18 protein-coding genes and 5 tRNA genes are annotated in these 21772 nt (G+C 69.5%); 14 read left to right on the top strand and 9 right to left on the bottom strand.

Annotated features, from left to right (window positions below; all coding sequences use genetic code 11):
- Positions 1–38: 38 nt before the first annotated feature.
- The 6 genes from ACZ7L5_RS35950 to ACZ7L5_RS35975 form a co-directional block, all read right to left on the bottom strand.
- A complete protein-coding gene (locus tag ACZ7L5_RS35950; RefSeq protein ID WP_005479603.1) occupies positions 39–452 on the bottom strand; it encodes a roadblock/LC7 domain-containing protein in 414 nt (137 codons plus the stop codon).
- Between the two features lie 10 nt (positions 453–462).
- Positions 463–3714: a nitrate- and nitrite sensing domain-containing protein gene (locus ACZ7L5_RS35955; protein ID WP_471522308.1), complete on the bottom strand. Its 3252-nt coding sequence runs from the start codon at positions 3712–3714 to the stop codon at positions 463–465.
- A 388-nt stretch (positions 3715–4102) separates the two neighbouring features.
- Positions 4103–4678 carry a GTP-binding protein gene (locus ACZ7L5_RS35960; protein WP_030051303.1) on the bottom strand — a complete coding sequence of 192 codons (576 nt, stop codon included), beginning with the start codon at positions 4676–4678 and terminating at the stop codon, positions 4103–4105.
- Positions 4659–5057 (bottom strand): DUF742 domain-containing protein, encoded by a 399-nt coding sequence (locus ACZ7L5_RS35965; RefSeq protein WP_003997626.1) that lies wholly within the window; start codon positions 5055–5057, stop codon positions 4659–4661. Before ACZ7L5_RS35965 ends, ACZ7L5_RS35960 begins: the two co-directional genes overlap by 20 nt.
- Positions 5058–5171: 114 nt before the next feature.
- Positions 5172–5585: a roadblock/LC7 domain-containing protein gene (locus ACZ7L5_RS35970; RefSeq protein WP_093910158.1), complete on the bottom strand. Its 414-nt coding sequence runs from the start codon at positions 5583–5585 to the stop codon at positions 5172–5174.
- Between the two features lie 9 nt (positions 5586–5594).
- On the bottom strand, positions 5595–9434 hold the full coding sequence (locus ACZ7L5_RS35975) for a sensor histidine kinase (protein ID WP_471522310.1): 3840 nt from the start codon (positions 9432–9434) through the stop codon (positions 5595–5597).
- A 599-nt stretch (positions 9435–10033) separates the two neighbouring features.
- Between ACZ7L5_RS35975 and ACZ7L5_RS35980 the strand changes: the two genes are divergently transcribed.
- The 10 genes from ACZ7L5_RS35980 (at position 10034) to ACZ7L5_RS36025 (ending at position 16350) form a co-directional block, all read left to right on the top strand.
- The gene (locus ACZ7L5_RS35980; protein ID WP_471522312.1) at positions 10034–10219 is read left to right on the top strand and encodes a hypothetical protein; all 186 of its coding nucleotides are present in this window, start codon (positions 10034–10036) and stop codon (positions 10217–10219) included.
- Positions 10220–10346: 127 nt separating this feature from the next.
- Complete coding sequence (locus ACZ7L5_RS35985) at positions 10347–11132, top strand: fumarylacetoacetate hydrolase family protein (protein ID WP_362384229.1); 786 nt, start codon at positions 10347–10349, stop codon at positions 11130–11132.
- Positions 11116–12600 (top strand): glutamate--tRNA ligase, encoded by a 1485-nt coding sequence (gene gltX / locus ACZ7L5_RS35990; protein ID WP_471522314.1) that lies wholly within the window; start codon positions 11116–11118, stop codon positions 12598–12600. The genes ACZ7L5_RS35985 and gltX overlap by 17 nt, the downstream gene beginning before the upstream one ends.
- Positions 12601–12765: 165 nt before the next feature.
- The gene (locus ACZ7L5_RS35995; RefSeq protein WP_471522316.1) at positions 12766–14979 is read left to right on the top strand and encodes a hypothetical protein; all 2214 of its coding nucleotides are present in this window, start codon (positions 12766–12768) and stop codon (positions 14977–14979) included.
- Between the two features lie 36 nt (positions 14980–15015).
- On the top strand, positions 15016–15747 hold the full coding sequence (locus ACZ7L5_RS36000; protein WP_471522318.1) for an HAD family hydrolase: 732 nt from the start codon (positions 15016–15018) through the stop codon (positions 15745–15747).
- A gap of 91 nt (positions 15748–15838) precedes the next feature.
- A tRNA-Gln gene (locus ACZ7L5_RS36005) sits at positions 15839–15910 on the top strand.
- 39 nt (positions 15911–15949) lie between these two features.
- Positions 15950–16022: transfer RNA gene (locus ACZ7L5_RS36010), tRNA-Glu, on the top strand.
- 62 nt (positions 16023–16084) lie between these two features.
- A tRNA-Glu gene (locus ACZ7L5_RS36015) sits at positions 16085–16157 on the top strand.
- Between the two features lie 20 nt (positions 16158–16177).
- Positions 16178–16249: transfer RNA gene (locus ACZ7L5_RS36020), tRNA-Gln, on the top strand.
- Between the two features lie 28 nt (positions 16250–16277).
- A tRNA-Glu gene (locus tag ACZ7L5_RS36025) sits at positions 16278–16350 on the top strand.
- 158 nt (positions 16351–16508) lie between these two features.
- On the opposite strand, the gene ndgR is transcribed toward ACZ7L5_RS36025, so the two are convergent.
- Positions 16509–17225, bottom strand: coding sequence for an IclR family transcriptional regulator NdgR (ndgR, locus tag ACZ7L5_RS36030; RefSeq protein ID WP_328423005.1), 717 nt, complete (start codon positions 17223–17225; stop codon positions 16509–16511).
- 202 nt (positions 17226–17427) lie between these two features.
- Here ndgR and leuC point away from each other — a divergent pair, with 202 nt between their 5' ends.
- From leuC to ACZ7L5_RS36050, 4 genes are all read left to right on the top strand, one after another.
- Positions 17428–18858 (top strand): 3-isopropylmalate dehydratase large subunit, encoded by a 1431-nt coding sequence (leuC, locus tag ACZ7L5_RS36035; RefSeq protein ID WP_471522320.1) that lies wholly within the window; start codon positions 17428–17430, stop codon positions 18856–18858.
- 6 nt (positions 18859–18864) lie between these two features.
- Complete coding sequence (gene leuD, locus ACZ7L5_RS36040) at positions 18865–19458, top strand: 3-isopropylmalate dehydratase small subunit (protein ID WP_362384220.1); 594 nt, start codon at positions 18865–18867, stop codon at positions 19456–19458.
- 291 nt (positions 19459–19749) lie between these two features.
- Positions 19750–19980 (top strand): SCO5555 family protein, encoded by a 231-nt coding sequence (locus ACZ7L5_RS36045; protein WP_328878980.1) that lies wholly within the window; start codon positions 19750–19752, stop codon positions 19978–19980.
- A 137-nt stretch (positions 19981–20117) separates the two neighbouring features.
- Positions 20118–20762, top strand: a complete 645-nt coding sequence (locus ACZ7L5_RS36050; RefSeq protein ID WP_471522322.1) for an HU family DNA-binding protein — start codon at positions 20118–20120, stop codon at positions 20760–20762.
- Between the two features lie 80 nt (positions 20763–20842).
- Here ACZ7L5_RS36050 and ACZ7L5_RS36055 read toward each other — a convergent pair whose 3' ends face one another.
- Together ACZ7L5_RS36055 and cofC are read right to left on the bottom strand one after the other, a co-directional pair.
- A complete protein-coding gene (locus tag ACZ7L5_RS36055; protein ID WP_328878978.1) occupies positions 20843–21046 on the bottom strand; it encodes a hypothetical protein in 204 nt (67 codons plus the stop codon).
- Positions 21047–21056: 10 nt separating this feature from the next.
- A complete protein-coding gene (gene cofC / locus ACZ7L5_RS36060) occupies positions 21057–21713 on the bottom strand; it encodes a 2-phospho-L-lactate guanylyltransferase (protein WP_471522323.1) in 657 nt (218 codons plus the stop codon).
- Positions 21714–21772 lie beyond the last annotated feature (59 nt).

The following is a 21772-nucleotide window of genomic DNA, read 5'->3' on the forward strand; positions in this document are numbered from 1 at the left end:
CTTACGGCCACGGGACGCCAAAACGCACCGACTGTCTGTTAGTTGAGCAGGCTGCCTTGGAGCTCCGCACGCAGATCCGGCGTCAGGACCGTACCGGCACGGTCCACCAGAAGCGCCATCTCGTACCCGATGAGGCCGATGTCCGCCTCCGGATGTGCGAGAACTGCGAGTGAGGAACCGTCGGAGACGGACATGATGAACAGGAATCCCCGCTCCATCTCCACAACCGTCTGGTTCACGCTGCCACCCTCGAAGATGCGGGAGGCGCCTGCCGTCAGAGACGTCAGACCGGAGGCGACGGCCGCGAGCTGGTCGGCGCGGTCGCGCGGGAAGCCTTCGGACATCGCCAGAAGGAGTCCGTCGGCGGAGACCACCACCGTGTGCGACACCCCGGGGGTGTTGTCCACGAAGTTGGTGATCAACCAGTTCAGGTTCTGTGCCGCCTGGCTCATCGGGCTCACACTAACGCTCCTGGTTGTAGGTGCTGTCAGGACCACTGTGGTGATTCCTAGTGGCCTGGCCGTTCGTTTCGTTTCCCGCGCTGCGTCCCCGCTGGACACCGCGGCGCAGGTTGCTCAGCCTGCCCCGGACGTCCTCGGGAGCACGGGAGATCTGTGGACCTCCCTGGGGGGTGGTCTCAGCGGCTCCCTCGACCAGGTTGGCCTTGGGAACCCGCCTCGGCAGGCCGGAGGAGGTGACCCCGCCCGCCTTGGGCTTCCGGAGCTGCGAGGCCTGCTGCCAGCGGTCGTCGTTGGCCGAACGCCAGCTGCTGTCGCCGTTGCTCTCCGGCGCGGGGGCCGACGTTTCCTGCCGCGCGGGCCGTGCGCCGTTGCTGCCGCTCGCGCCGGATCCGCGGCGGGGGAGCCCGGCGTCGGTCAGTGCGTGGGCGGCGGAGGAGGCCGGTCCCGGACGGTCGAAGCCTACGCGGTCGCGCTCGTTTGCGTCACCGGCCTGCGTAGATTCCGTTTCCGGAGCGTACTGCTCCTGATAGCCGTTCCCGTAGCCGTTCTGCTGCGGCCAGTCGTCCTGGTGGCGCCGCTGCTCGAAGGCCGGGAAGGACTCCGGGGCAGGAGCGCTGGGAGCCGCGGGCTCCTCGCGGACCGGCTCCGGATAGGACGGCTCGGGGTAGCCGCCGCCGGACGAGAAGGTGTCGTTCTGCTGCAGGCCGCCGTTCGGCGCGTAGTACGTGTCGTCGTACGACGCCCGCTGGGGCTCCTCGTACGAAGACCGCTGCTGCTCCTCGTACGACGGCTGCCGCTGCTCCTCGTACGACGGCTGCGGGTCGTACCCGCCCGGCTGCTCGGGGAAGCCGTTGCCTCGGCCGTCGTAGGACTGCTGACCGGTGAAGTCGTCGTACCCGGGCGACTCGGGGTTCTCCGGGCCGTGGCCCTGGGCTTCCAGGGCCGCGCGGCGCTCCTCGCGCATCAGGGAGCGGCCCACCGGGTCCAGCTCGCGGATGTCGTCCGGCACCTCGGTGTAGCGGCTGTCGTCGAAGCCCAGCTCCGCGGCCGTGCGCATCGGCGGACCGAAGCTCTCACCACCCTGGAAGTTCTGCTCCGGGATGATCTGCGAGACGGTGAACTCGTCCTGGGCCGGCTGCTGCTCGCCGCCGCCGCCGTGCGTGATGGCGTCGGGCAGCATGACCAGCGAGGTCGTGCCGGCCTGCTCGCCGGAGGGGCGCAGCTGAACGCGGATGCCGTGCCGGTCGGACAGCCGGCCGACCACGAACAGGCCCATGCGCTGGGATATCGCGGCGTCGACGGTCGGCGGGTTGGCCAGCTTGTGGTTGATGTCCGCGAAGTCCTCGGCGGTGAGGCCGATGCCCTTGTCGTGGATCTCGATCATGATCCGACCGTCGGGGAGACGGGTGGCGGTCACGCGAACCTTGGTCTGCGGGGAGGAGAACGTCGTCGCGTTCTCCAGCAGCTCGGCGAGCAGGTGCACGAGGTCGGTCACGGCGCGGCCGTGGATCTCGGCCTCCGGGACGCCCGACAGCTCGATGCGCTCGTACTGCTCCACCTCGGAGGAGGCGGCGCGCAGCACGTCGACGAGGGGGACCGGCTGGTCCCAGCGGCGGCCGGGCTCCTCGCCGGCGAGGACCAGGAGGTTCTCGCCGTTGCGGCGCATACGGGTCGCGAGGTGGTCCAGGCGGAAGAGGTTCTCCAGCTGGTCCGGGTCGGCCTCGTTGTTCTCCAGGTCGGTGATCAGGGTCAGCTGGCCCTCGATCAGCGACTGGTTGCGGCGCGACAGGTTGGTGAAGATCGCGTTGATGTTGCCCCGCAGCAGGGCCTGCTCGGCGGCGAGCCGGACGGCCTCGCGGTGGACCTGGTCGAAGGCGCGGGCGACCTCGCCGATCTCGTCGCGGGTGTTGATCGGGATGGGCTGGACGCGGGTGTCCACGCGGCCCGGGTCGGTGCGCGAGAGCTGGTCGACCAGCATCGGCAGGCGCTGCTCGGCGATACCGAAGGCGGCGTTGCGCAGCTGGCGCATCGCGCGGCTCATCTGGCGGGCGACCATCCCGGCCAGGATGAACGCGGCGAGCAGGGCGACCACGACGACGGCACCGGTGATCAGCGCGTCGCGCTTGGCGTCGTCCGAGATGGCGGAGGCCTCGTTCACCGCGGTGTTCGCGAGGCCGTTCTCGATGTCGCGGTACGCGTTGTACTTGAGGGTGTTCACCGCCCACCAGTTGTCCCTGGTGATGCCCTGCGCGGCGAGGGCCTGGCGGTCACTGGGATCCGTGGAGGACAGCTGCGCGATGGCCGAGACCATCGCGTTGTCCTTGGTGGGCGGCGGGACGTAGTCCGGGTTCTTCTGCTTGGCCGCCGCCGCCAGGGCCGCGCCCTCGGCCTTGATGTCCTTCGAGGCCTGCACCAGCTTGGCGTTGTCCGCCTCGGTGCCACCGCTCTGGTACTCCTGGATGGCGATGCCCTCCAGGTAGGCGTACGACGACAGGGCGACGCGCTGCTTGGCCAGGGCGTCGGCCTTGGGACCCGGCTGGGTCAGCATGTGCATACCGATGGAGCGCTGCAGCGAGAGCGCGCCCTTGGTGAGCGAGATGGCGTAGACCGTACGGCCGTAGCTGGTGATGTTTCCGGTGCCGAGGCCCAGCTCGTTGGAGAACTCCAGCAGTCGGTGCTCGACCTCGACGTAGCCCTCTTCGGTGTCCACGCCCTTGAGCTTGCTGGTGTAGGCGGCCGCGCGGAGCTTGGTCAGCTCCGGCTCGACCTCACGGAAGCGGTCCAGGCGGCGGACCAGGTTGGGCCGGTCCGGCATGTTCTGGGCGGCCTCGTCGAAGGCGTCGGCGGCCTTGTCGGTGATGTCGCGGGCCTTGACGACCGTCGGGTCGTCCTCGCCCTTGCCCGCCAGCAGGGGCGCGGCGGTCTGGTCGCGCTCCTCCAGCAGAGCGTCGCCGTAGGTCAGAGCGGCGGCGACCAGACGCGCGGTGTTCTCCGCGTCCTCGGCCTCCTGCCAGGTGTCGATCGAGCTCTTCACCTGGAAGCCGCCCATGACAAGGCCGACCATCACGGGTATGAGCAGGATCGCGTTCAGTCGGGTCGGCACGCGCCAGTTGCGCGGGGAGAGACGGCCGCCGCTCGGGGCCGGCGTGGCCGATGGTTCCGATCCGGGCACATGGGCGGGCGCCGCTCCGCGCGGCGGCGGGGTGAAGTTGCCCCGGGCCGACGGCTCGGGACTGCTCTTGCTTCGCCTCACTCGACCAACAACCTTCCGGCGGGGTCGGCACCTACGTATGTGCCGCTGTGTCTCAGAGCCCAGTTCGCCATCGAGTACGCAGTACTGCTGAGTACGTCTTTGACTATTGGGCAGTTCTCGCATTCCAGCACGTCGGCCTGCGCTCTTCCAAACAGTGGAAGTCGAGGATTCCGGATGATGTAAGCCCTAGATAAAACGGTCATAAAGAGCGAGCCCCGTCAAAAGACGGGGCGTTTGTGCGCGCAGCGACACCGCTTGACCGCGACGAGTGGCCGTACCACCCGATTCCTCTGCCGAAACGTTATGAACAACGAAGCCGACCGTGTCAAAGGCCACAGTCGGCTCCGGTACATCTACGACAACTGCCGTATGGCGGTCCCGACTTGCGTTACCGCAGCCGGGCCATCAGCGCATGCTCGACCAGCGTGATCAGCGCGCTCTTGGCATCCGCCCGGTGCCGGGCGTCGGTCGTGATGATCGGCGCGTCCGGGCCGATCTGCAGCGCCTCGCGCACCTCGTCGGGTGTGTAGGGCTGGTGTCCGTCGAAGCCGTTGAGGGCGATGACGAACGGGAGCCCGCTGTTCTCGAAGTAGTCGACCGCGGGAAAGCAGTCGGCGAGACGGCGGGTGTCCACCAGGACGACGGCGCCGATCGCACCGCGCACCAGGTCGTCCCACATGAACCAGAAGCGGTCCTGGCCGGGCGTACCGAAGAGGTACAGGATCAGGTCCTGGTCAAGGGTGATACGACCGAAGTCCATCGCCACCGTGGTGGTGGTCTTGTCCCCGGTGTGCGTGAGGTCGTCGATGCCCGCGCTCGCGGACGTCATGACGGCCTCGGTGCGCAGCGGGTTGATCTCCGAGACCGCGCCGACGAACGTGGTCTTGCCCACGCCGAAGCCACCCGCCACCACGATCTTCGCGGAGGTGGTCGCCCGGCCTGGTTCAGAGCTTGCGAAGTCCACTGAGCACCCTTTCGAGCAGCGTCACGTCCGGAGCGCCGCCGTTGTTCTCGTCGCCACCCGGCTGGTGAATGGCGACCAGGCCGGCCTCCGCGAGGTCCGCGACGAGGATCCTGGCCACGCCCAGCGGCATGGAGAGGAGCGCCGACACCTCGGCGACCGACTTCACCTCACGGCACAGGTGGCAGATGCGCTGGTGCTCCGGGAGGAGTCCCATGAGTGCTGCCGGGTCGGCCGTGGTGCTGATCAGAGCCTCGATGGCCAGCTGGTAGCGCGGCCGGGTCCGGCCGCCGGTCATCGCGTACGGACGAACCAGCGGCTGGTCGCCCTCATCCTCGTACGGCTCCGCGTACGGATCATGAGAGGCGGTGGGCGGGGTCATGAATCCTCCGGGCTGGGACAGCAAGTCGGTCAGTCAAGCCGTCTGGTAAGGGGCCAGTGGGGGGATTGTGGCGGCCGGACGGTGATTTGGTGAGACGGGTGGATCCGGGAGCGATCAGTGGAGCAGACTGCCTTGGAGCTCGGCGCGCAGGTCCGGGGTGAGCACCGCGCCCGCGCGGTCGACCAGTAGCGCCATCTCGTAGCCGACGAGGCCGATGTCGCATTCGGGGTGTGCCAGTACGGCGAGCGACGAACCGTCCGAGACGGACATGAGGAAGAGGAACCCCCGTTCCATCTCCACGACCGTCTGGGCCACGCTGCCGCCGTCGAAGATGCGGGAAGCCCCCGCCGTCAGCGACGTCAGACCCGACGCCACGGCCGCCAGCTGGTCGGCCCGATCGCGCGGGAAGCCCTCCGACATCGCCAGCAGCAGGCCGTCCGCGGACACGACGACGGTGTGGGACACACCCGGGGTGTTGTCCACGAAGTTGGTGATCAACCAGTTGAGGTTCTGTGCCGCCTGGCTCATCTGGCTCAACTAACGCTCCTGCTGGTGAGTGGGGTTCGGGAAGCTGCCGGTCTGGCCGTTACCGACCTGGCGACCTTGCGCGATACCCCGACGGAGATTGGTCAGCCGACCGCGTACGTCATCAGGCGCACGCGAGATCTGCGGACCGGCTTGGTGCTGTTGCTGCTGAGCCGTGCCCGGGACGAGGTTGGCCCTGGGGACCCGACGCGGCAGGCCGGAGGTGGTGACCCCGCCCGCGGCGGGCTGCCGGACGCGTTCCGCCTGCCGGACGAGGTCGTCGTTCGGCGAGCTGCGCCAGGCGGTCGATGCGCCCCGCTGAGGAGCGGAGGACTGCTGGGGAGGCGCCGCGGGAGCCTGGGGTTCCCGCGGAGCGGAGGCCGGAGCCTGGCCGCCCGTCTCGGGCTGCTGCCCCTGCGGACCGCCGTGGAACCAGTTGGTCTCCAGCGTGTCGTACAGCGGCGTACGCCCGTCACCGGGACCCGTCGCCGGCGGCAGCGCTTCGGGCTCCTGCCGCGCCGGCCGCTGCTGCGGCCGCTGCGGGGCCGGCGGCTGTGCGCCGCCGTAGCCGGAACCGCCGCCGTACGTGCCGTTGGCCTGCGGCCGCTCGAACTGTCCGGTGGAGTCCGGGTTCTGGCGGCCGGGCAGGGAGTGCTGGCCCGTGGAGCCGTTGTCGTAGGCCTGCGGAGCGGGGAACTGACCCGTCTGCGACGCGTTGTTCTGCCCGCCCTGCGGGGTGCCCTGGGGCCGCTGGAACTGTCCGGTGGAGTCCGGGTTCTGGCGGCCGGGCAGGGAATGCTGGCCGGTCGAGCTGTTGTCGTAGGCCTGCGGGGCGGGGAACTGGCCCGTCTGCGACGAGCTGTTCTGTCCGGCGCCCGTGGAGCCGAAGACGTCCGAGCGGACGAACTGACCCGTGCTCTGCGGGTTGTACGAACCCGGCGACGTGGCGTCGAAGTCCGGGCGGGCGAACTCGGAGGTCGAGCCCGCACCCTGGCGGTCGTCGACCCGCGGCATCCGGGAGGTCTGTGCGGAGTCCTCGTCGTGCCCGCGCGGGGTGTCGAGCGAGGCGCGCGGCACCGGTGGCTGCGCGTTCTCGTCGCTCCAGCTGGGACGCGAGGGCTGGCTGCCGCCCGGCAGCTCGGCACGCGGGCCACCGCGCGGCGGCAGCTGCGGCTGACGGCCACGACGGCCCTTCTCGGCGGGCGGGTTCTGCTGCGACGAAGGACCGCCCGGACGGGACTGGTCACGACCGGAGCCGCCACGGGAGCCGCCGAAGGCGTCCTGGCCGGCACCGAACGGATCCTGACCCGTGCCCGCGGCCTGCAGTCCCTGCGGAGCACCCGGAGCCTGGCCACCGAACCCGGCACCCGCACCGGCGGGAGCAGGCCGGCCCTGCGACGGCGCGCCCGGACCCTGCTGGCCACGGGGAGCGCCGGGCCCACCCGGGAGTCCGCCACCGTCACGCCCCGGCAGTGCGGCCCGCGGTCCCTGACCGGCACCGAGCCGGCCACCGCCGGACGCACCGGCCCCGAGCGCACCACCCGCGGCGCCACCCGGCGCGCCCGCGCCGAGGGAGCCGCCGCCGGCCTGGGACTGGCGACGGGCGGCAGCCACACCGGCGGCGGCCTGCGCTGCGGCCGGGCCACCGGAGGCACCGGGACCGCTGGGGCCGGGCTTGCCCGGAGCGGGCTTCTTGCCGCCCTGGGCGACATCGACGGGCAGCATGACCAGCGCGGTCGTACCACCGGAGTCGGACGGGCGCAGCTGGATGCGGATGCCGTGCCGCTGCGACAGCCGGCCGACCACGAAGAGGCCCATGCGGCGGGAGACGGAGACGTCCACGGTGGGCGGCGAAGCGAGCCGCTCGTTGATCGCGGCGAGGTCCTCGGGGGAGAGGCCGATGCCGGTGTCGTGGATCTCGATCAGGACGCGGCCGTCGGGCAGCGCGTGACCGGTGACCTTGACCTTGGTCTGCGGGGAGGAGAACGAGGTCGCGTTCTCCAGCAGCTCGGCGAGCAGGTGCACGAGGTCGTTGACGACGCGGCCGGCCACTTCGGTGGTCGGCACGGACGACAGTTCGATGCGCTCGTACTGCTCCACCTCGGACGCGGCGGCGCGGAGCACGTCGACCAGCGGGACCGGACGGGTCCAGCGGCGGCCGGGCTCTTCACCGGCGAGAACGAGGAGGTTCTCACCGTTACGGCGCATGCGGGTCGCGAGGTGGTCGAGCTTGAACAGGGAGGACAGCTGGTCCGGGTCGGCCTCGCGGGACTCCAGTTCGGAGATGAGCGAGAGCTGACGCTGGATGAGGCCCTGGGAGCGGCGCGAGAGGTTGGTGAACATCGCGTTGACGTTGCCCCGCAGCAGGGCCTGCTCGGCGGCGAGGCGGACCGCCTCGCGGTGCACGTCGTCGAAGGCCGCGGCCACCTGGCCGATCTCGTCCCGGGAGTGCACACCGACCGACTCGACGGAGGTGTCGACGTCCTGCGGGTCCGACTCCGACAGCTGCTTGACCAGCTCGGGCAGCCGGTCCTGGGCGACCTTGGTGGCGGTCTCCTCCAGGCGGCGCAGCGAGCGGATCATGGAGCGGGCGACCACGAAGGCGCCGACCAGCGAGACACCGAGCACGAGCAGGATCAGCGCACCGGAGATGATCGCCTCGCGCTCCGACTCGTTGCGCAGCTCGCGGGCCTTCTGCTCCATGTCCTCCAGCAGCGTGGTCTCGATGGCCCGCATCTGCTGGATCTTGGTGGTGCTGTCGTCCACCCAGTCCTTGTAGGAGCGCTTCTCCAGGTCGTCGAGGGCGTTCGGGTTGCCCAGCGCACGGGTGGCGTACTTGTCGCTCGCCGTGATCGTCGGGTTGCCCTTCTCGATCGACTGCAGCAGGTCGGCGGCGCCCTGGATGCCGTAGATGCTCCGGAAGCTCTTCAGCTCGGAGCGCTGGCTCGTCAGGGCCGACTCGGCGTACAGCCGGTCGTTCTCGGAGAGCTTGCCCGCGGTGTCGTTGTTCGCGGGCAGCGCGGCGGCGAGGACGGCGCGCTGGATGGACGCGTACTCCTTGGCGGTGGAGAAGGCCGCCAGGGCACGCGTGCTCTGGATCATCTCCGGGTTGCTGGTCGCCTCCGCCATGTCCTGCGAGAGACCGAGCAGGTTGGTGATCAGGCGGTGGTAGGCCTCCACGGACTGCGTGGAGTTCTGCTTGGCCTGGTAGGCGGTGTTGCGGATCTTCGCGATGTCGCTCAGGTCGCCGACGAGCTGGACGAGGTTGTCACGGACACCCTTGAGGTTGCCGTCCTTGCTGCTGTCGTCGATCTCCTCGGACGCCTCGATGAAGCTGTCCCTGGCCCGGTCCGTCTTATCCCGGTAGCCCTTGACCGTGTAGTCCGTCGCCTTCGCGCCGTGCGCGAGCGGGCCGGCGGACTGGTCGCGCTCCTCCTGGAGCGCCGCCGCGAGCTCGGTGGCCCGCTTGGTCATGTCCGTCAGCAGCTTCATGTTGTCGAGCTGCTGGATGTCGTCCATGTTGTCGCTGATGCGCAGGGCGCCCAGCGAGGTGGCCGCGACCACCGGGAGCGTCAGCAGCGCCACCAGACGCGTGGAGATACGCCAGTTGCGCAGGGCTATTCGCGCGCCCGGACCGGTGGCGGACTTGGGGGCCTTCTTCGGCGGCGGTGGCGTGGAAGCGTTGGCCGTCCCCGGGGAAGCCGACACGGCGGGGCGCCCGGAGCGCTCACCGCCGTCGACGGACACGGCCGGGCCCGGGTTCTGGGCGTGCTGGGGCGAGGGACCTCGGTCGGTCCCGCCGTGCTCCGGCTCCGCCGAAGCGCTGCCATCCCTCTTGAAACGTCCCTGCACTAGCGTCGCAACCTCTGGACCAGGCGCCCCTCCGCGTGAGCGGACGGACACGGTGTCGGCGTATAGGGGAGCGTCCTGAACACGCTCCCTGATGGTCGTGAGTGACCGGCGCTGGCTCCCCCTTCTTGCCGCCGCTCGGCGCTCGATGCGCCCCCTGTGCGCCGGCTCGATCCTGCGGCGGTCCGTGGAATTCCAGCACAGTGCCGGATCTCCAACAAGGCCCGTAGGTCGAGCCGTGACATAGGTGACACCACGTGAGGGCGAGATTACCTGCCGTAGAAAATGATCCGGTCTATATCGGACTTATGCCCGCGATCCGCTCGGGCGCGAGGGGTGTCCCAGTCGCCATGATCAGGAGCGGAATGATGGCTTCAGGTGCTCAATGTCCGTTTCATGGGGGTGAATTGCAGGCCTGAATTGCCCGGTTTATCCGCAGAGTCGTGAGCAAACTCACATGGGGTTGACAGGGTCTGCGCGACCGCGGAGGGGAACATCAGGTTTAGCCCGCGCTTTACATGATGTAAGACTTTGACAAACCGCGCCCGCGCGAGGCCCCCTGCCTCCACCGGCGCCCGAACACGACAGGGTCACGTACAACCGTGAAGACGACGATGATGTTCCACAACATAGCCAACCCGCGGCGCACGACGCTGGTGCACCTCAAGGACGCCGACGCCCTGCAGACCCCGGAGCAGGAGCACTCCGTCGACCTCCCGGCGCAGACCGCGAACCCTCGGCGCACCGTCCTCATGGAGGTCCCCGTCGCGGCCTCCGTCGCGCAGTAGTACGCGCGTCGGCCCCGGATCATTCAAGGCGCCCTCACCCGAGGTAATACGCGAGGCACCTGCCCCGTGCCGCGTTAGCCTGGAGCGTCAGACTCCAGCCGGCTCAAGTGAGGGGCGCAGGGATCCCGTGCGCATCGCCAGATTCTCCATCGACGGGAACGTCGCCTTCGGCGCGGTCGAGGGCGACAAGCCTGACGAGCTCGTCCTCGACATCATCAAGGGCATCCCGTTCGCGGACTTCGAGCTCTCCGGTACGAAGGTGCCGCTGAGCAAGGTCAGGCTGCTGCCGCCGGTGCTCCCGAACAAGGTCGTGGCCTTCGGCCGCAACTACGCCGAGCACGCCCGCGAACTCGGCCACGAGGTGCCCGACGCCCCGTTCGCCTTCTTCAAGCCGTCCACCGCCGTGATCGGCCCCGGCGACGAGATCCAGTACCCGTCCTTCACCGAGGACCTCCACCACGAGGCCGAACTGGCCGTCGTCATCGGCCGCATGTGCCGCGAGGTCCCGCGCGAACGCGTCAAGGACGTGATCTTCGGCTACACCTGCGCCAACGACATCACCGCCCGCGACGTCCAGAAGCGCGAGAAGCAGTGGGCCCGGGCCAAGGGCTTCGACACCTCCTGCCCGCTGGGCCCCTGGGTGGAGACGGACCTGGACCTCGACAAGGCGTCCGACCTGACGATCCAGCTCACCGTCAACGGGGAACAGCGCCAGCTCGGCCGTACCAGCGAGATGATCCACCGGATCGAGGATCTGATCGTCAACATCTCCGAGGCCATGACGCTGCTCCCCGGCGACGTGATCCTCACGGGCACCCCGGCAGGGGTCGGCCCCCTCAACGTCGGCGACGAGGTCGCCGTCACCATCGAAGGCATCGGCACTCTCACCAACAAGGTTGTCAAGCGTGGCTAGCGCACCCGTCCGCGTACGTTTCTGCCCCTCGCCCACCGGTAACCCCCACGTGGGCCTGGTCCGCACCGCCCTGTTCAACTGGGCGTTCGCCAAGCACCACCAGGGCACGCTCGTCTTCCGCATCGAGGACACCGACGCGGCCCGCGACTCCGAGGAGTCCTACGACCAGCTGCTCGACTCGATGCGCTGGCTGGGCTTCGACTGGGACGAGGGCCCCGAGGTCGGCGGCCCGCACGCGCCGTACCGCCAGTCGCAGCGCATGGACCTCTACAAGGAGGTCGGCCAGAAGCTGCTGGACGGCGGTCACGCCTACCACTGCTACTGCTCCCAGGAGGAGCTGGACAGCCGCCGCGAGGCCGCCCGCGCCGCCGGCAAGCCGTCCGGCTACGACGGCCACTGCCGCGCGCTGACCGACGCGCAGGTCGAGGAGTACAAGGCCCAGGGCCGCGCGCCCATCGTCCGCTTCCGCATGCCCGACGAGACGATCACCTTCACGGACCTGGTCCGCGGCGAGCTGACCTTCACCCCGGAGAACGTCCCGGACTACGGCATCGTCCGCGCGAACGGCGCCCCGCTGTACACGCTGGTGAACCCGGTCGACGACGCCCTGATGGAGATCACCCACGTCCTGCGCGGCGAGGACCTGCTCTCCTCCACGCCCCGCCAGATCGCCCTGTACAAGGCGCTGACGGAGCTGGGCATCGCCAAGCAGACCCCGCAGTTCGGCCACCTGCCGTACGTGATGGGCGAGGGCAACAAGAAGCTCTCCAAGCGTGACCCCCAGTCGTCGCTGAACCTCTACCGCGAGCGCGGCTTCCTCCCCGAGGGCCTGCTCAACTACCTCTCCCTGCTCGGCTGGTCGCTCTCCGCCGACCAGGACATCTTCACGATGGACGAGATGGTCGCGGCCTTCGACATCGCGGACGTGCAGCCCAACCCGGCCCGCTTCGACCTCAAGAAGTGCGAGTCGATCAACGGCGACCACATCCGCCTGCTCGACGTGAAGGACTTCACGGAGCGCTGCGCCCCCTGGCTGAAGGCGCCGTTCGCCCCCTGGGCGCCGGAGGACTTCGACGAGACCAAGTGGCACGCGATCGCCCCGCACGCCCAGACGCGCCTGAAGGTCCTCTCCGAGATCACGGACAACGTCGACTTCCTCTTCCTCGCGGAGCCGGTGTTCGACGAGCCGAGCTGGACGAAGGCGATGAAGGAGGGCAGCGACGCGCTCCTGACGACCGCCCGCGAGAAGCTGGAGGCGGCCGACTGGACCTCCCCCGAGTCCCTGAAGGAGGCCGTCCTGGCCGCCGGCGAGGCCCACGGCCTCAAGCTCGGCAAGGCCCAGGCCCCGGTCCGCGTCGCCGTCACCGGCCGCACGGTCGGTCTGCCCCTCTTCGAGTCCCTGGAGGTCCTGGGCAAGGAGCAGACGCTGGCCCGCATCGACGCGGCACTGGCCAAGCTGGCCGCATAACGCGTTCACAGCAGGGCGGCGTCCGGTTCGGACGCCGCCCTTCGTGTGTCCGCCCAGACGTCACCCGGAGTTCACCCTTCCGGCCAACAACCGCTTGCCGAGGGACCGTTGGATGCTCCCCGTGCGCATGATGCCCGTGTGCACCTTGTCGTACGGGGAGGAAACGTGACTCGTTCACGAAGGCTTGCCACGGTGGCGCTCAGCGGGGCGGCAGCCCTGACGTGTGTCCTGCCGATCACGCCCGCGCAGGCGGCGGACCCGCCCGTGGGGACGGTCCGGCTCAGCACGGAGAAGCGGATCGAGATCACGTACCTGTGGGCCGGCGCGTCCGGATTCCACTACCGGCCGACCGCCGGCAGCACCACCACCTGGGTGGAGTACCCGGACGTCGTACCGCCCGCGCACGCGGGCCCCGACGACCTGGCCACCGGCACCGACGTCGTCAGCACCCGCAGCGGGTCCACCGTCACACAGCGGCACCGCTCCACGAACGTCACCGCCACCGTCACGATCCCGCCCGGCCAGACCTACGCGGCCGCCGCCGGCTGGAGCGTGCTCACCCGGGACACCGCCGGCGCCCTGCACGTGCTGCGCGCCGCCGCCGACGGCACCACCACTGACCTCCCGGTCACCGGGCTCCCCACGGGCGCCGAACCCGTCCGCTACGTCACCGGCGGCACGGTCGGCCGGCTCGCGGTCGCCTACACGCTGGACGGGACGACCTCCGTAGGCCTCGTCGGTCTCGCGGACGGCGCCTTCCGTACGTACGTCACCGGCGTGCGAGCGGATCCCGAGATCGTCTTCAACGACCGCTGGCTGGTCGCCGACTGGAAGGCGATCCGGGTCGACGCCGAGCCCGGCACCCAACCCAACCCGGTCTCCGGCCTGGTCGGCCGGCTCCAAGCCGTCGTAGGCGACCAAGTCCTCGCCGGAAACCCGGACTTCATCCAAGGCGGCACCCAGCCCGCACTCAACGCCCGCTCCCTCGTGACCGGTATCGCGAGCACCGTGCTCAGCCCGTCCTTCGGCGACACCGGACCCACCCTGGACGGCGGCGCGCTCGCCACCGCCGGACCCTCCAGCCTGGACTGGAACATCCACCGCATCACGCCCACCCAGGACGGCGGAGTCACCACCGAGAAGGTCGCCCGGATCCCCGCCTACGCGACCGGCGTCGACGGACTGGCAACAGCCGGCGGCGAGTTGTTCCTGTACGGCAGGACGACCGGTGGCGGCTACCCCCGCTTCAACAGCTTCCAGTTGGACGCGACGGGCAGGCCCACCGGTCAGCAGACCCCGCGCAGTCCAGCACTGGGCGAGAGCACCTGCCTCACCGGCGACGCCGCCTGCCCCCAGCTGGAGGCCCTCGGCGACGGCCGTGTCTCCTACCTGTCGACCAACGCCCAGGGCGAGGAGTCGGTCCTCAACATCGGCCTCGACACCACCACCATCCGCAACGAGCCCATGGCCGACGCCGGCGGCCGCATCCCCAGCGGCACCGGCCGCTATGTGCTCTACAACGGCGGCTCCGGCACCCAGAAGGTCGTCGACTTCCCGAGCGGCACGACCGACGGCGAGACCACTCTCAGCCGCGCCCGCACCGCGGCGGCCGTCTGGGGCCAGACGATGTGGACCCCCGGCAGCACCCAGGGCTCGGTCGTCGGCAAGAGCCTCAAGACGGGCCAGACGGTCGCCACCCTGGCCACCGGCGCGCCCTGCACCCCGAGCGACATCCAGGCGGTCAACACCTGGCTGTACTGGTCCTGCGGCTCCACCGCAGGCGTCTACGACCGGGCCACGAACCGCAAGATCACGGTCCCCGCCGACCAGGGCCCGGCCCGCCTCGCCGACGGTTTCCTGGTCCGTGAGAACCGCACCACCCACGAACTCCTGCTGACCGACTTCCACACCGGTACGGCCGCCACCCGCAGCCTGGTCAAGCTGCCCATCACGGGCCAGAACACGGGAGGCAGCAACGGCCGCTGGGCCGTCGACCGCTTCGGCGGCCACATCGCCTACCTCAACGGCACCTACGGCGAGGTGTCGATCGTCCGCAGCGGGGTCCCCGCCTCGACGCTCGCGCAGATGGAGGCCCAGACGGACGCGGTACAGGGCGGCCCGACGAAGTCCAACCCCTGGCAGCCCGTGTGGCAGCTCAACAAGCCGGCCGACTGGACGCTCACCCTGACCAGCGGCAGCGGCACGGTCGTGCGCAGCCTCACCGGCGGCACCAAGGGCGCCGCAGTCCGCGCCGCCTGGGACGGCTACGGAGCCGACGGCCGCCGGGTCACCGGCACATACACCTGGAAGCTGACCGCCGAGCCGCGCGACGAGGTGGGCCCCGCACTCACCGTGACCGGCACCACCACGGTCAACTGACGGACAGCCCTCTGGCGTCCGCGTTACCGTCGGATCATGCGCATCAGGGCCGTGGTCTGGGACGTGGACGACACCATCTTCGACTACACCGCGGCCGACCGCGCCGGAATGCGCGCGCACCTGCTGGCCGAGGGCCTGCTCGACGGGTACGACACTGTCGAGCAGGCCCTCGTGCGCTGGCGGCAGGTCACCGATCAGCAGTGGGCACGGTTCTCGGCGGGGGAGGCGACCTTCGAGGGCCAGCGGCGTGATCGCGTACGGGTCTTCCTCGGCAAGGAGCTCACCGACGCCGAGGCGGAGGCATGGTTCCGGCGGTACATCACGCACTACGAGGCCGCCTGGGCCCTGTTCCCGGACGTCCTGCCCGTCCTGGACGCCCTCGCGACCAGTCACCGACACGCCGTCCTGTCCAACTCCAGCCTCGTCGTCCAGGACCGCAAGCTGCGGGTGCTCGGGGTCCACGACCGGTTCGAGGCGATCCTGTGCGCCGCCGAGCTGGGCATCTCGAAACCGGAGGCCGGCGCCTTCCACGCCGCCTGCACAGCACTGGAGCTCGCCCCGCACCAAGTGGCGTACGTCGGTGATCATCCGGAGATCGACGGGCGGGGTGCCGCCGACGCCGGACTGCTGTCGGTGTGGATCAACCGTGACGGCGTGTACACCAGCGACGACGCCCCCGGCGGGCCGCACCGGATCGCCTCCCTCGCCGAACTCCCCGCGCTCCTCGGCGCGGATACCCGTTTTGGAGCCCCGTCCACCTTCGGGTAATGTTCTTCCTGCGCCGCCGGAGAGCGGGCCGAAAGGCCGGAATCCGGGGGAGCAAACTAGAACGAGATCCCCTCAGGGGCTTGCGTTCCAGTGGCCTATGGTGTAATTGGCAGCACGACTGATTCTGGTTCAGTTAGTCTTGGTTCGAGTCCAGGTAGGCCAGCTCGCAGAGCTCATCTGCGTCGCGGATCTCATCCGCAAAGCCCCCGTTGTGTAGCGGCCTAGCACGCTGCCCTCTCAAGGCAGTAGCGCCGGTTCGAATCCGGTCGGGGGTACAGATCCTTCCCGCGAGGACGGCTCGGGTAGCTCCCGCCGACTTCGATGCAGGATCGCTAGGGCCCCCGTTGTGTAGCGGCCTAGCACGCCGCCCTCTCAAGGCGGTAGCGCCGGTTCGAATCCGGTCGGGGGTACTGACTGGTCTAAACCACATTGGTCTATGGTGTAATTGGCAGCACGGCTGATTCTGGTTCAGTTAGTCTTGGTTCGAGTCCAGGTAGACCAGCTCGGACCTGCGGAAACGCAGTGTCCAGGCCCCCGTTGTGTAGCGGCCTAGCACGCCGCCCTCTCAAGGCGGTAGCGCCGGTTCGAATCCGGTCGGGGGTACAGATCGATGGCTCTCCACCTCAGCGGATGCGCGTGAGGTGGGGGGCCGTTTCTGTTGTTCGGGCGGGTGCGCGGTGGTGGTGGGGGCTTGTCGCCCCCCTTGATCCGTGAACTGTCAGGGCCTGCCGCGGCGTTGAGGCGGCCCTGACGTCCTTCGATCAGCCCGAGCGACGCAGCGCTTCGGAGAGGCGGCCCGCCGCGTCGATGACCGCCTGTGCGTGCATGCGGCCGGGGTGGCGGGTGAGGCGCTCGATGGGGCCGGAGACCGATACGGCGGCCACCACGCGGTTCGACGGGCCGCGCACCGGCGCGGAGACGGACGCGACGCCCGGCTCGCGCTCGCCGATCGACTGGGCCCAGCCTCGGCGTCGTACGCCGGAGAGGGCCGTCGCTGTGAAGCGGGCGCCCTGCAGACCGCGGTGCAGGCGCTCCGGCTCCTCCCAGGCCATGAGGATCTGCGCCGAGGAGCCCGCCTTCATGGTGAGCGTCGAGCCGACCGGGACCGTGTCCCGCAGGCCGGACAGCCGCTCCGCCGCGGCGACGCAGATGCGCATGTCGCCCTGGCGGCGATAGAGCTGTGCGCTCTCGCCGGTCACGTCACGGAGGTGGGTGAGGACCGGGCCCGCCGTGGCGAGCAGGCGGTCCTCACCGGCCGCCGCGGCCAGTTCCGAGAGGCGAGGACCGAGAATGAAACGGCCCTGCATGTCACGCGCCACCATGCGGTGGTGTTCCAGAGCCACGGCCAGTCGATGGGCCGTGGGTCGTGCCAGTCCGGTGGCCGAGACGAGCCCTGCGAGGGTGGCCGGACCGGACTCCAGGGCGCTCAGGACAAGGGCTGCCTTGTCCAGAACGCCGACGCCGCTACTGTTGTCCATGAAACGATACTCGCGTCTCACTCTGTGAAACGCAAGTTCAATTTTCCGTGGAACACGCCACTCTGGAAGAACGAAGGCAGAGCGGCCCGTAAATCAGAGCGGGCCTGGCGGCGGACGCCCGGAAGCAGGGGCGCGGGCGCAGGTCGCCTTCTCAAGATCTCTAGTTGGGCCGGTGGACCGTATACCGGCCGGAGGGAAAGCGATGGGTAGGACACTCGCGGAGAAGGTCTGGGACGACCATGTCGTCCGGCGCGCCGAGGGCGAGCCCGACCTCCTCTTCATCGATCTGCACCTGCTGCACGAGGTGACCAGCCCGCAGGCCTTCGACGGCCTCCGCAAGAGCGGTCGCCAGGTGCGCCGGCTCGACCTGACCATCGCCACCGAGGACCACAACACCCCGACCCTCGACATCGACAAGCCCATCGCGGACCCGGTCTCCCGCATCCAGCTGGAGACGCTGCGCAAGAACGCCGCCGACTTCGGTGTGCGCCTGCACCCGCTGGGCGACGTCGAGCAGGGCGTAGTACACGTCGTCGGCCCCCAGCTGGGACTGACCCAGCCCGGCATGACCGTCGTCTGCGGTGACTCGCACACCTCCACGCACGGCGCCTTCGGCGGTCTGGCGTTCGGCATCGGCACCTCCCAGGTCGAGCATGTGCTGGCCACCCAGACGCTGCCCATGGCCCGTCCGAAGACCATGGCCATCACGGTCAACGGCGAACTGCCCGAGGGCGTCACCGCCAAGGACCTGATCCTGGCGATCATCGCCCGGATCGGCACCGGCGGCGGCCAGGGCTACGTCCTGGAATACCGCGGCTCCGCCATCGAGAAGCTCTCGATGGAGGCCCGGATGACCATCTGCAACATGTCGATCGAGGCCGGCGCCCGCGCGGGCATGATCGCCCCCGACCAGACCACCTTCGACTACCTCGAGGGCCGTCCGCACGCCCCCAAGGGCGAGGACTGGGACGCGGCCGTCGCGTACTGGAAGACGCTGAGGACGGACGAGGGCGCCGAGTTCGACGCCGAGGTCGTGATCGAGGCCGCCGAACTGTCGCCGTTCGTCACCTGGGGCACCAACCCCGGCCAGGGTGCGCCGCTTTCGGCGGACGTCCCCGATCCTGCTTCGTACGAAGACGCTTCGGAGCGCTTCGCCGCCGAAAAGGCCCTGGAATACATGGGGTTGGAGGCCGGTCAGCCGCTGCGCTCCATCAAGGTGGACACCGTCTTCGTAGGCTCGTGCACCAACGGCCGCATCGAGGACCTGCGCGCCGCCGCGGAGCTCGTGAAGGGCCGTAAAGTCGCCGACGGCGTACGGATGCTGGTCGTCCCCGGCTCCGCTCGGGTGGGTCTGCAAGCCGTTTCCGAGGGCCTGGACGTCGTCTTCAAGGAGGCCGGCGCCGAGTGGCGGCACGCGGGCTGCTCGATGTGTCTGGGCATGAACCCCGACCAGCTGGCTCCGGGTGAGCGCTCCGCGTCCACCTCCAACCGCAACTTCGAGGGCCGGCAGGGCAAGGGCGGTCGTACGCACCTGGTGTCGCCGCAGGTCGCGGCGGCCACCGCGGTCCTGGGCCACCTGGCCTCCCCGGCCGACCTGTCCGACGCCGAGACCCGTACGCCCGCTGGAGTCTGATCAGCCATGGAAGCATTCACCACGCACACCGGCCGGGCCGTCCCGCTGCGCCGCTCCAACGTCGACACCGACCAGATCATCCCTGCTCACTGGCTCAAGAAGGTGACCCGGGACGGGTTCGAGGACGGGCTGTTCGAGGCCTGGCGCAAGGATTCGGAGTTCGTGCTCAACCGCCCCGAGCGCGAAGGCGCCACGGTGCTGGTCGCCGGTCCCGACTTCGGCACCGGTTCCTCCCGTGAGCACGCCGTGTGGGCGCTGCAGAACTACGGCTTCAAGGCCGTCATCTCGTCGCGCTTCGCGGACATCTTCCGAGGCAACTCGCTCAAGAACGGCCTGCTCACGGTGGTTCTGGAGCAGAAGATCGTGGACGCGCTGTGGGAGCTCACCGAGAAGGACCCGCAGGCCGAGGTCACGGTCGACCTTCAGGCCCGTGAGGTGCGCGCCGAGGGCATCACCGCCTCCTTCGAGCTGGACGAGAACTCCCGCTGGCGGCTGCTGAACGGCCTCGACGACATCTCGATCACCCTGCAGAACGAGGCCGACATCGCCGCCTACGAGACGAAGCGGCCGTCGTTCAAGCCGCGCACCCTCCAGTCCTGATCCGAGGGCCTGACCCCGAGGCGCGAGCCCAGACTTCGAAACAAGGCCACTTTCGGCCACCACAACACCCCCGCAGTACCCCCGATCAGCCCGATCGGGGGTACTGCCATGTCTGCACCCGAACGGCCCTGCGCCGCTCACCCGTCGCGCTCAACTTCCCACGTTACGAAGGATGTTGAAGGGGTACGCGAGTGTTGTCATCGCGGCTTCCGCAAGTGCCCGGAAGGCCATTTGAGGCCGGAGTTGCACCCCTGGCAGGCGACAACTCGCCCCAGATGGCACAATCTGTGCATGGAACACGACGGCCAACTCGAGCTCTATGCGGCAGTCGCGGACCAACTCAAGGAAGCGCATGGAAGGGTGCGCGCACTGCAAGTCCCGGAGGGCGTACGGATGGCGCTGACCCGGAAGCTGCTGGTCATTACGGCCGCGGCCAAGCACGACGTCGCCGAAGCGACAAGGCGTCTGGAGCGGTTCATGGCGGATCTCGACGCGGGGCGATTCCCCGAAGAGGAACGCTGAACACCTTCGAGACAGTCGAGTCTGTTGCGGCACAAGGGTGATTAGCCCGTTTCGTGTTTGATTTGCGGTATATATCTGCCTAACGTGCGAAAAAGCTTGAACACTTTCGTTCTGGCGATGTCTCCGAAGGGGAAGACGTGAACAAGGCGCAGCTCGTAGAAGCGATTGCCGACAAGATGGGCGGCCGCCAGCAGGCCGCCGAGGCTGTCGACCACGTACTGGACGCCATCGTCCGCGCGGTCGTCTCGGGTGAGCGGGTCTCCGTCACCGGCTTCGGTTCGTTCGAGAAGGTCGACCGGCCTGCTCGTTACGCCCGTAACCCCCAGACGGGCGAGCGGGTTCGGGTCAAGAAGACCTCCGTTCCGCGCTTCCGTGCGGGTCAGGGCTTCAAGGACCTGGTGAGCGGCTCGAAGAAGCTCCCCCGGGGCGGCGAGGTCGCCGTCAAGAAGGCGCCCAAGGGCAGCCTGACCGGTGGCGCCTCGGCGACGGTCAAGAAGGCCGCCGCGAAGAAGACCACCAAGGCGGCCGCGAAGAAGACGACCACGAAGAAGACGACGGCGAAGAAGACCACGGCCGCCGCCAAGAAGACGACCGCCAAGAAGGCGCCGGCGAAGAAGACCACGGCCGCCGCCAAGAAGACCACCGCGGCGAAGAAGACCACGGCCAAGAAGGCGACGGCCAAGAAGGCCCCGGCGAAGAAGGCGACCGCCAAGAAGGCGCCCGCCAAGAAGTCGACGGCTCGCAAGACCACGGCCAAGAAGGCCACCGCCCGCAAGAGGTAGAACTGCGGGTCACAGGTAGCACCGCAGGGCACTCACGCGCCGGGCCGGACTCCCCGTGGAGTCCGGCCCGCGGCGTGTTTCTAGAGGGTCTGCAGCGTCACCAGCGTGATCCGCAGGGCCGCGCCGTCGCCCTCCGTCTCGATGCGGACCCGCTGCCCGGGGCGCAGCAGCCTCAGGCCGCCCGCGTCGAACGCCGGGGCGTCGAAGGGGACGGGGGTGCCGTCGTCCAGGAGGACACTGCCGGAGCGGGTGTCTTCGTCGTAGGTGTATGCGGTGGCCTGCATGGCTGCAACCCTACGACGGGTTGTGGTTCGGGTGCGGGGCGATGAGCAGACGTGCCGCTGCCGCCGTCGTTCGCGAGCCCACGCCCAGGGCCAGTGCGGCCCGCAGATCCTCGCCGGTGTCCACGTCCTGGCGTACCGAGTCCACCTCGTCGAGGCACAGTTCCACTGCCCCGGACGCACGATGGCGGGCCCGGGAATCCTCGCCGAATGCGGGCCGCAATTCATGTCCGTGGGCAGCGGCCAGCAGAGTGGTACCGATTGCCGCGGCGTCGGGGAGGAAAGCGCGGGGGAATTCCGCCGCCGCGTCCAGGACGCGGGCCAATTCCAGCGGGCGCAGGGCCGGGAGATCGGCGTTCAGGGCCGCCAGGGCGCTTTCGGGACGGGACGACCGTACGACTGCCGCCGCGTGTGCCAGTGCCGCGTTCAGGCCGCCGCCCGGCTCGTCCGGGACGATGTGCGCGCCAAGTGCGCCCAGCTCGCGGCCCGCCAGCGCGTCGCCCGTGACGACTGCCACATCCTTGACCGCCGGGCAGGCCAGCGCCGCCACCACGGTGTCCTGGGCGAATGCGAGGGCCAGGCCTGGGCGCAGCCCGTCCGAGGCGGTGTCCGACAGCCTGCTCTTCGCCCGCGCCAAGGGTTTCAGGGGTATGACCAAGGTCCACTGCACGCGCGTTCCGTCCCTCTCTAGTCGCCGCCATTGTCACTCAGCCGTCACCAGGGCCATCA

It is taken from the genome of Streptomyces sp. NPDC107528, assembly GCF_055639295.1.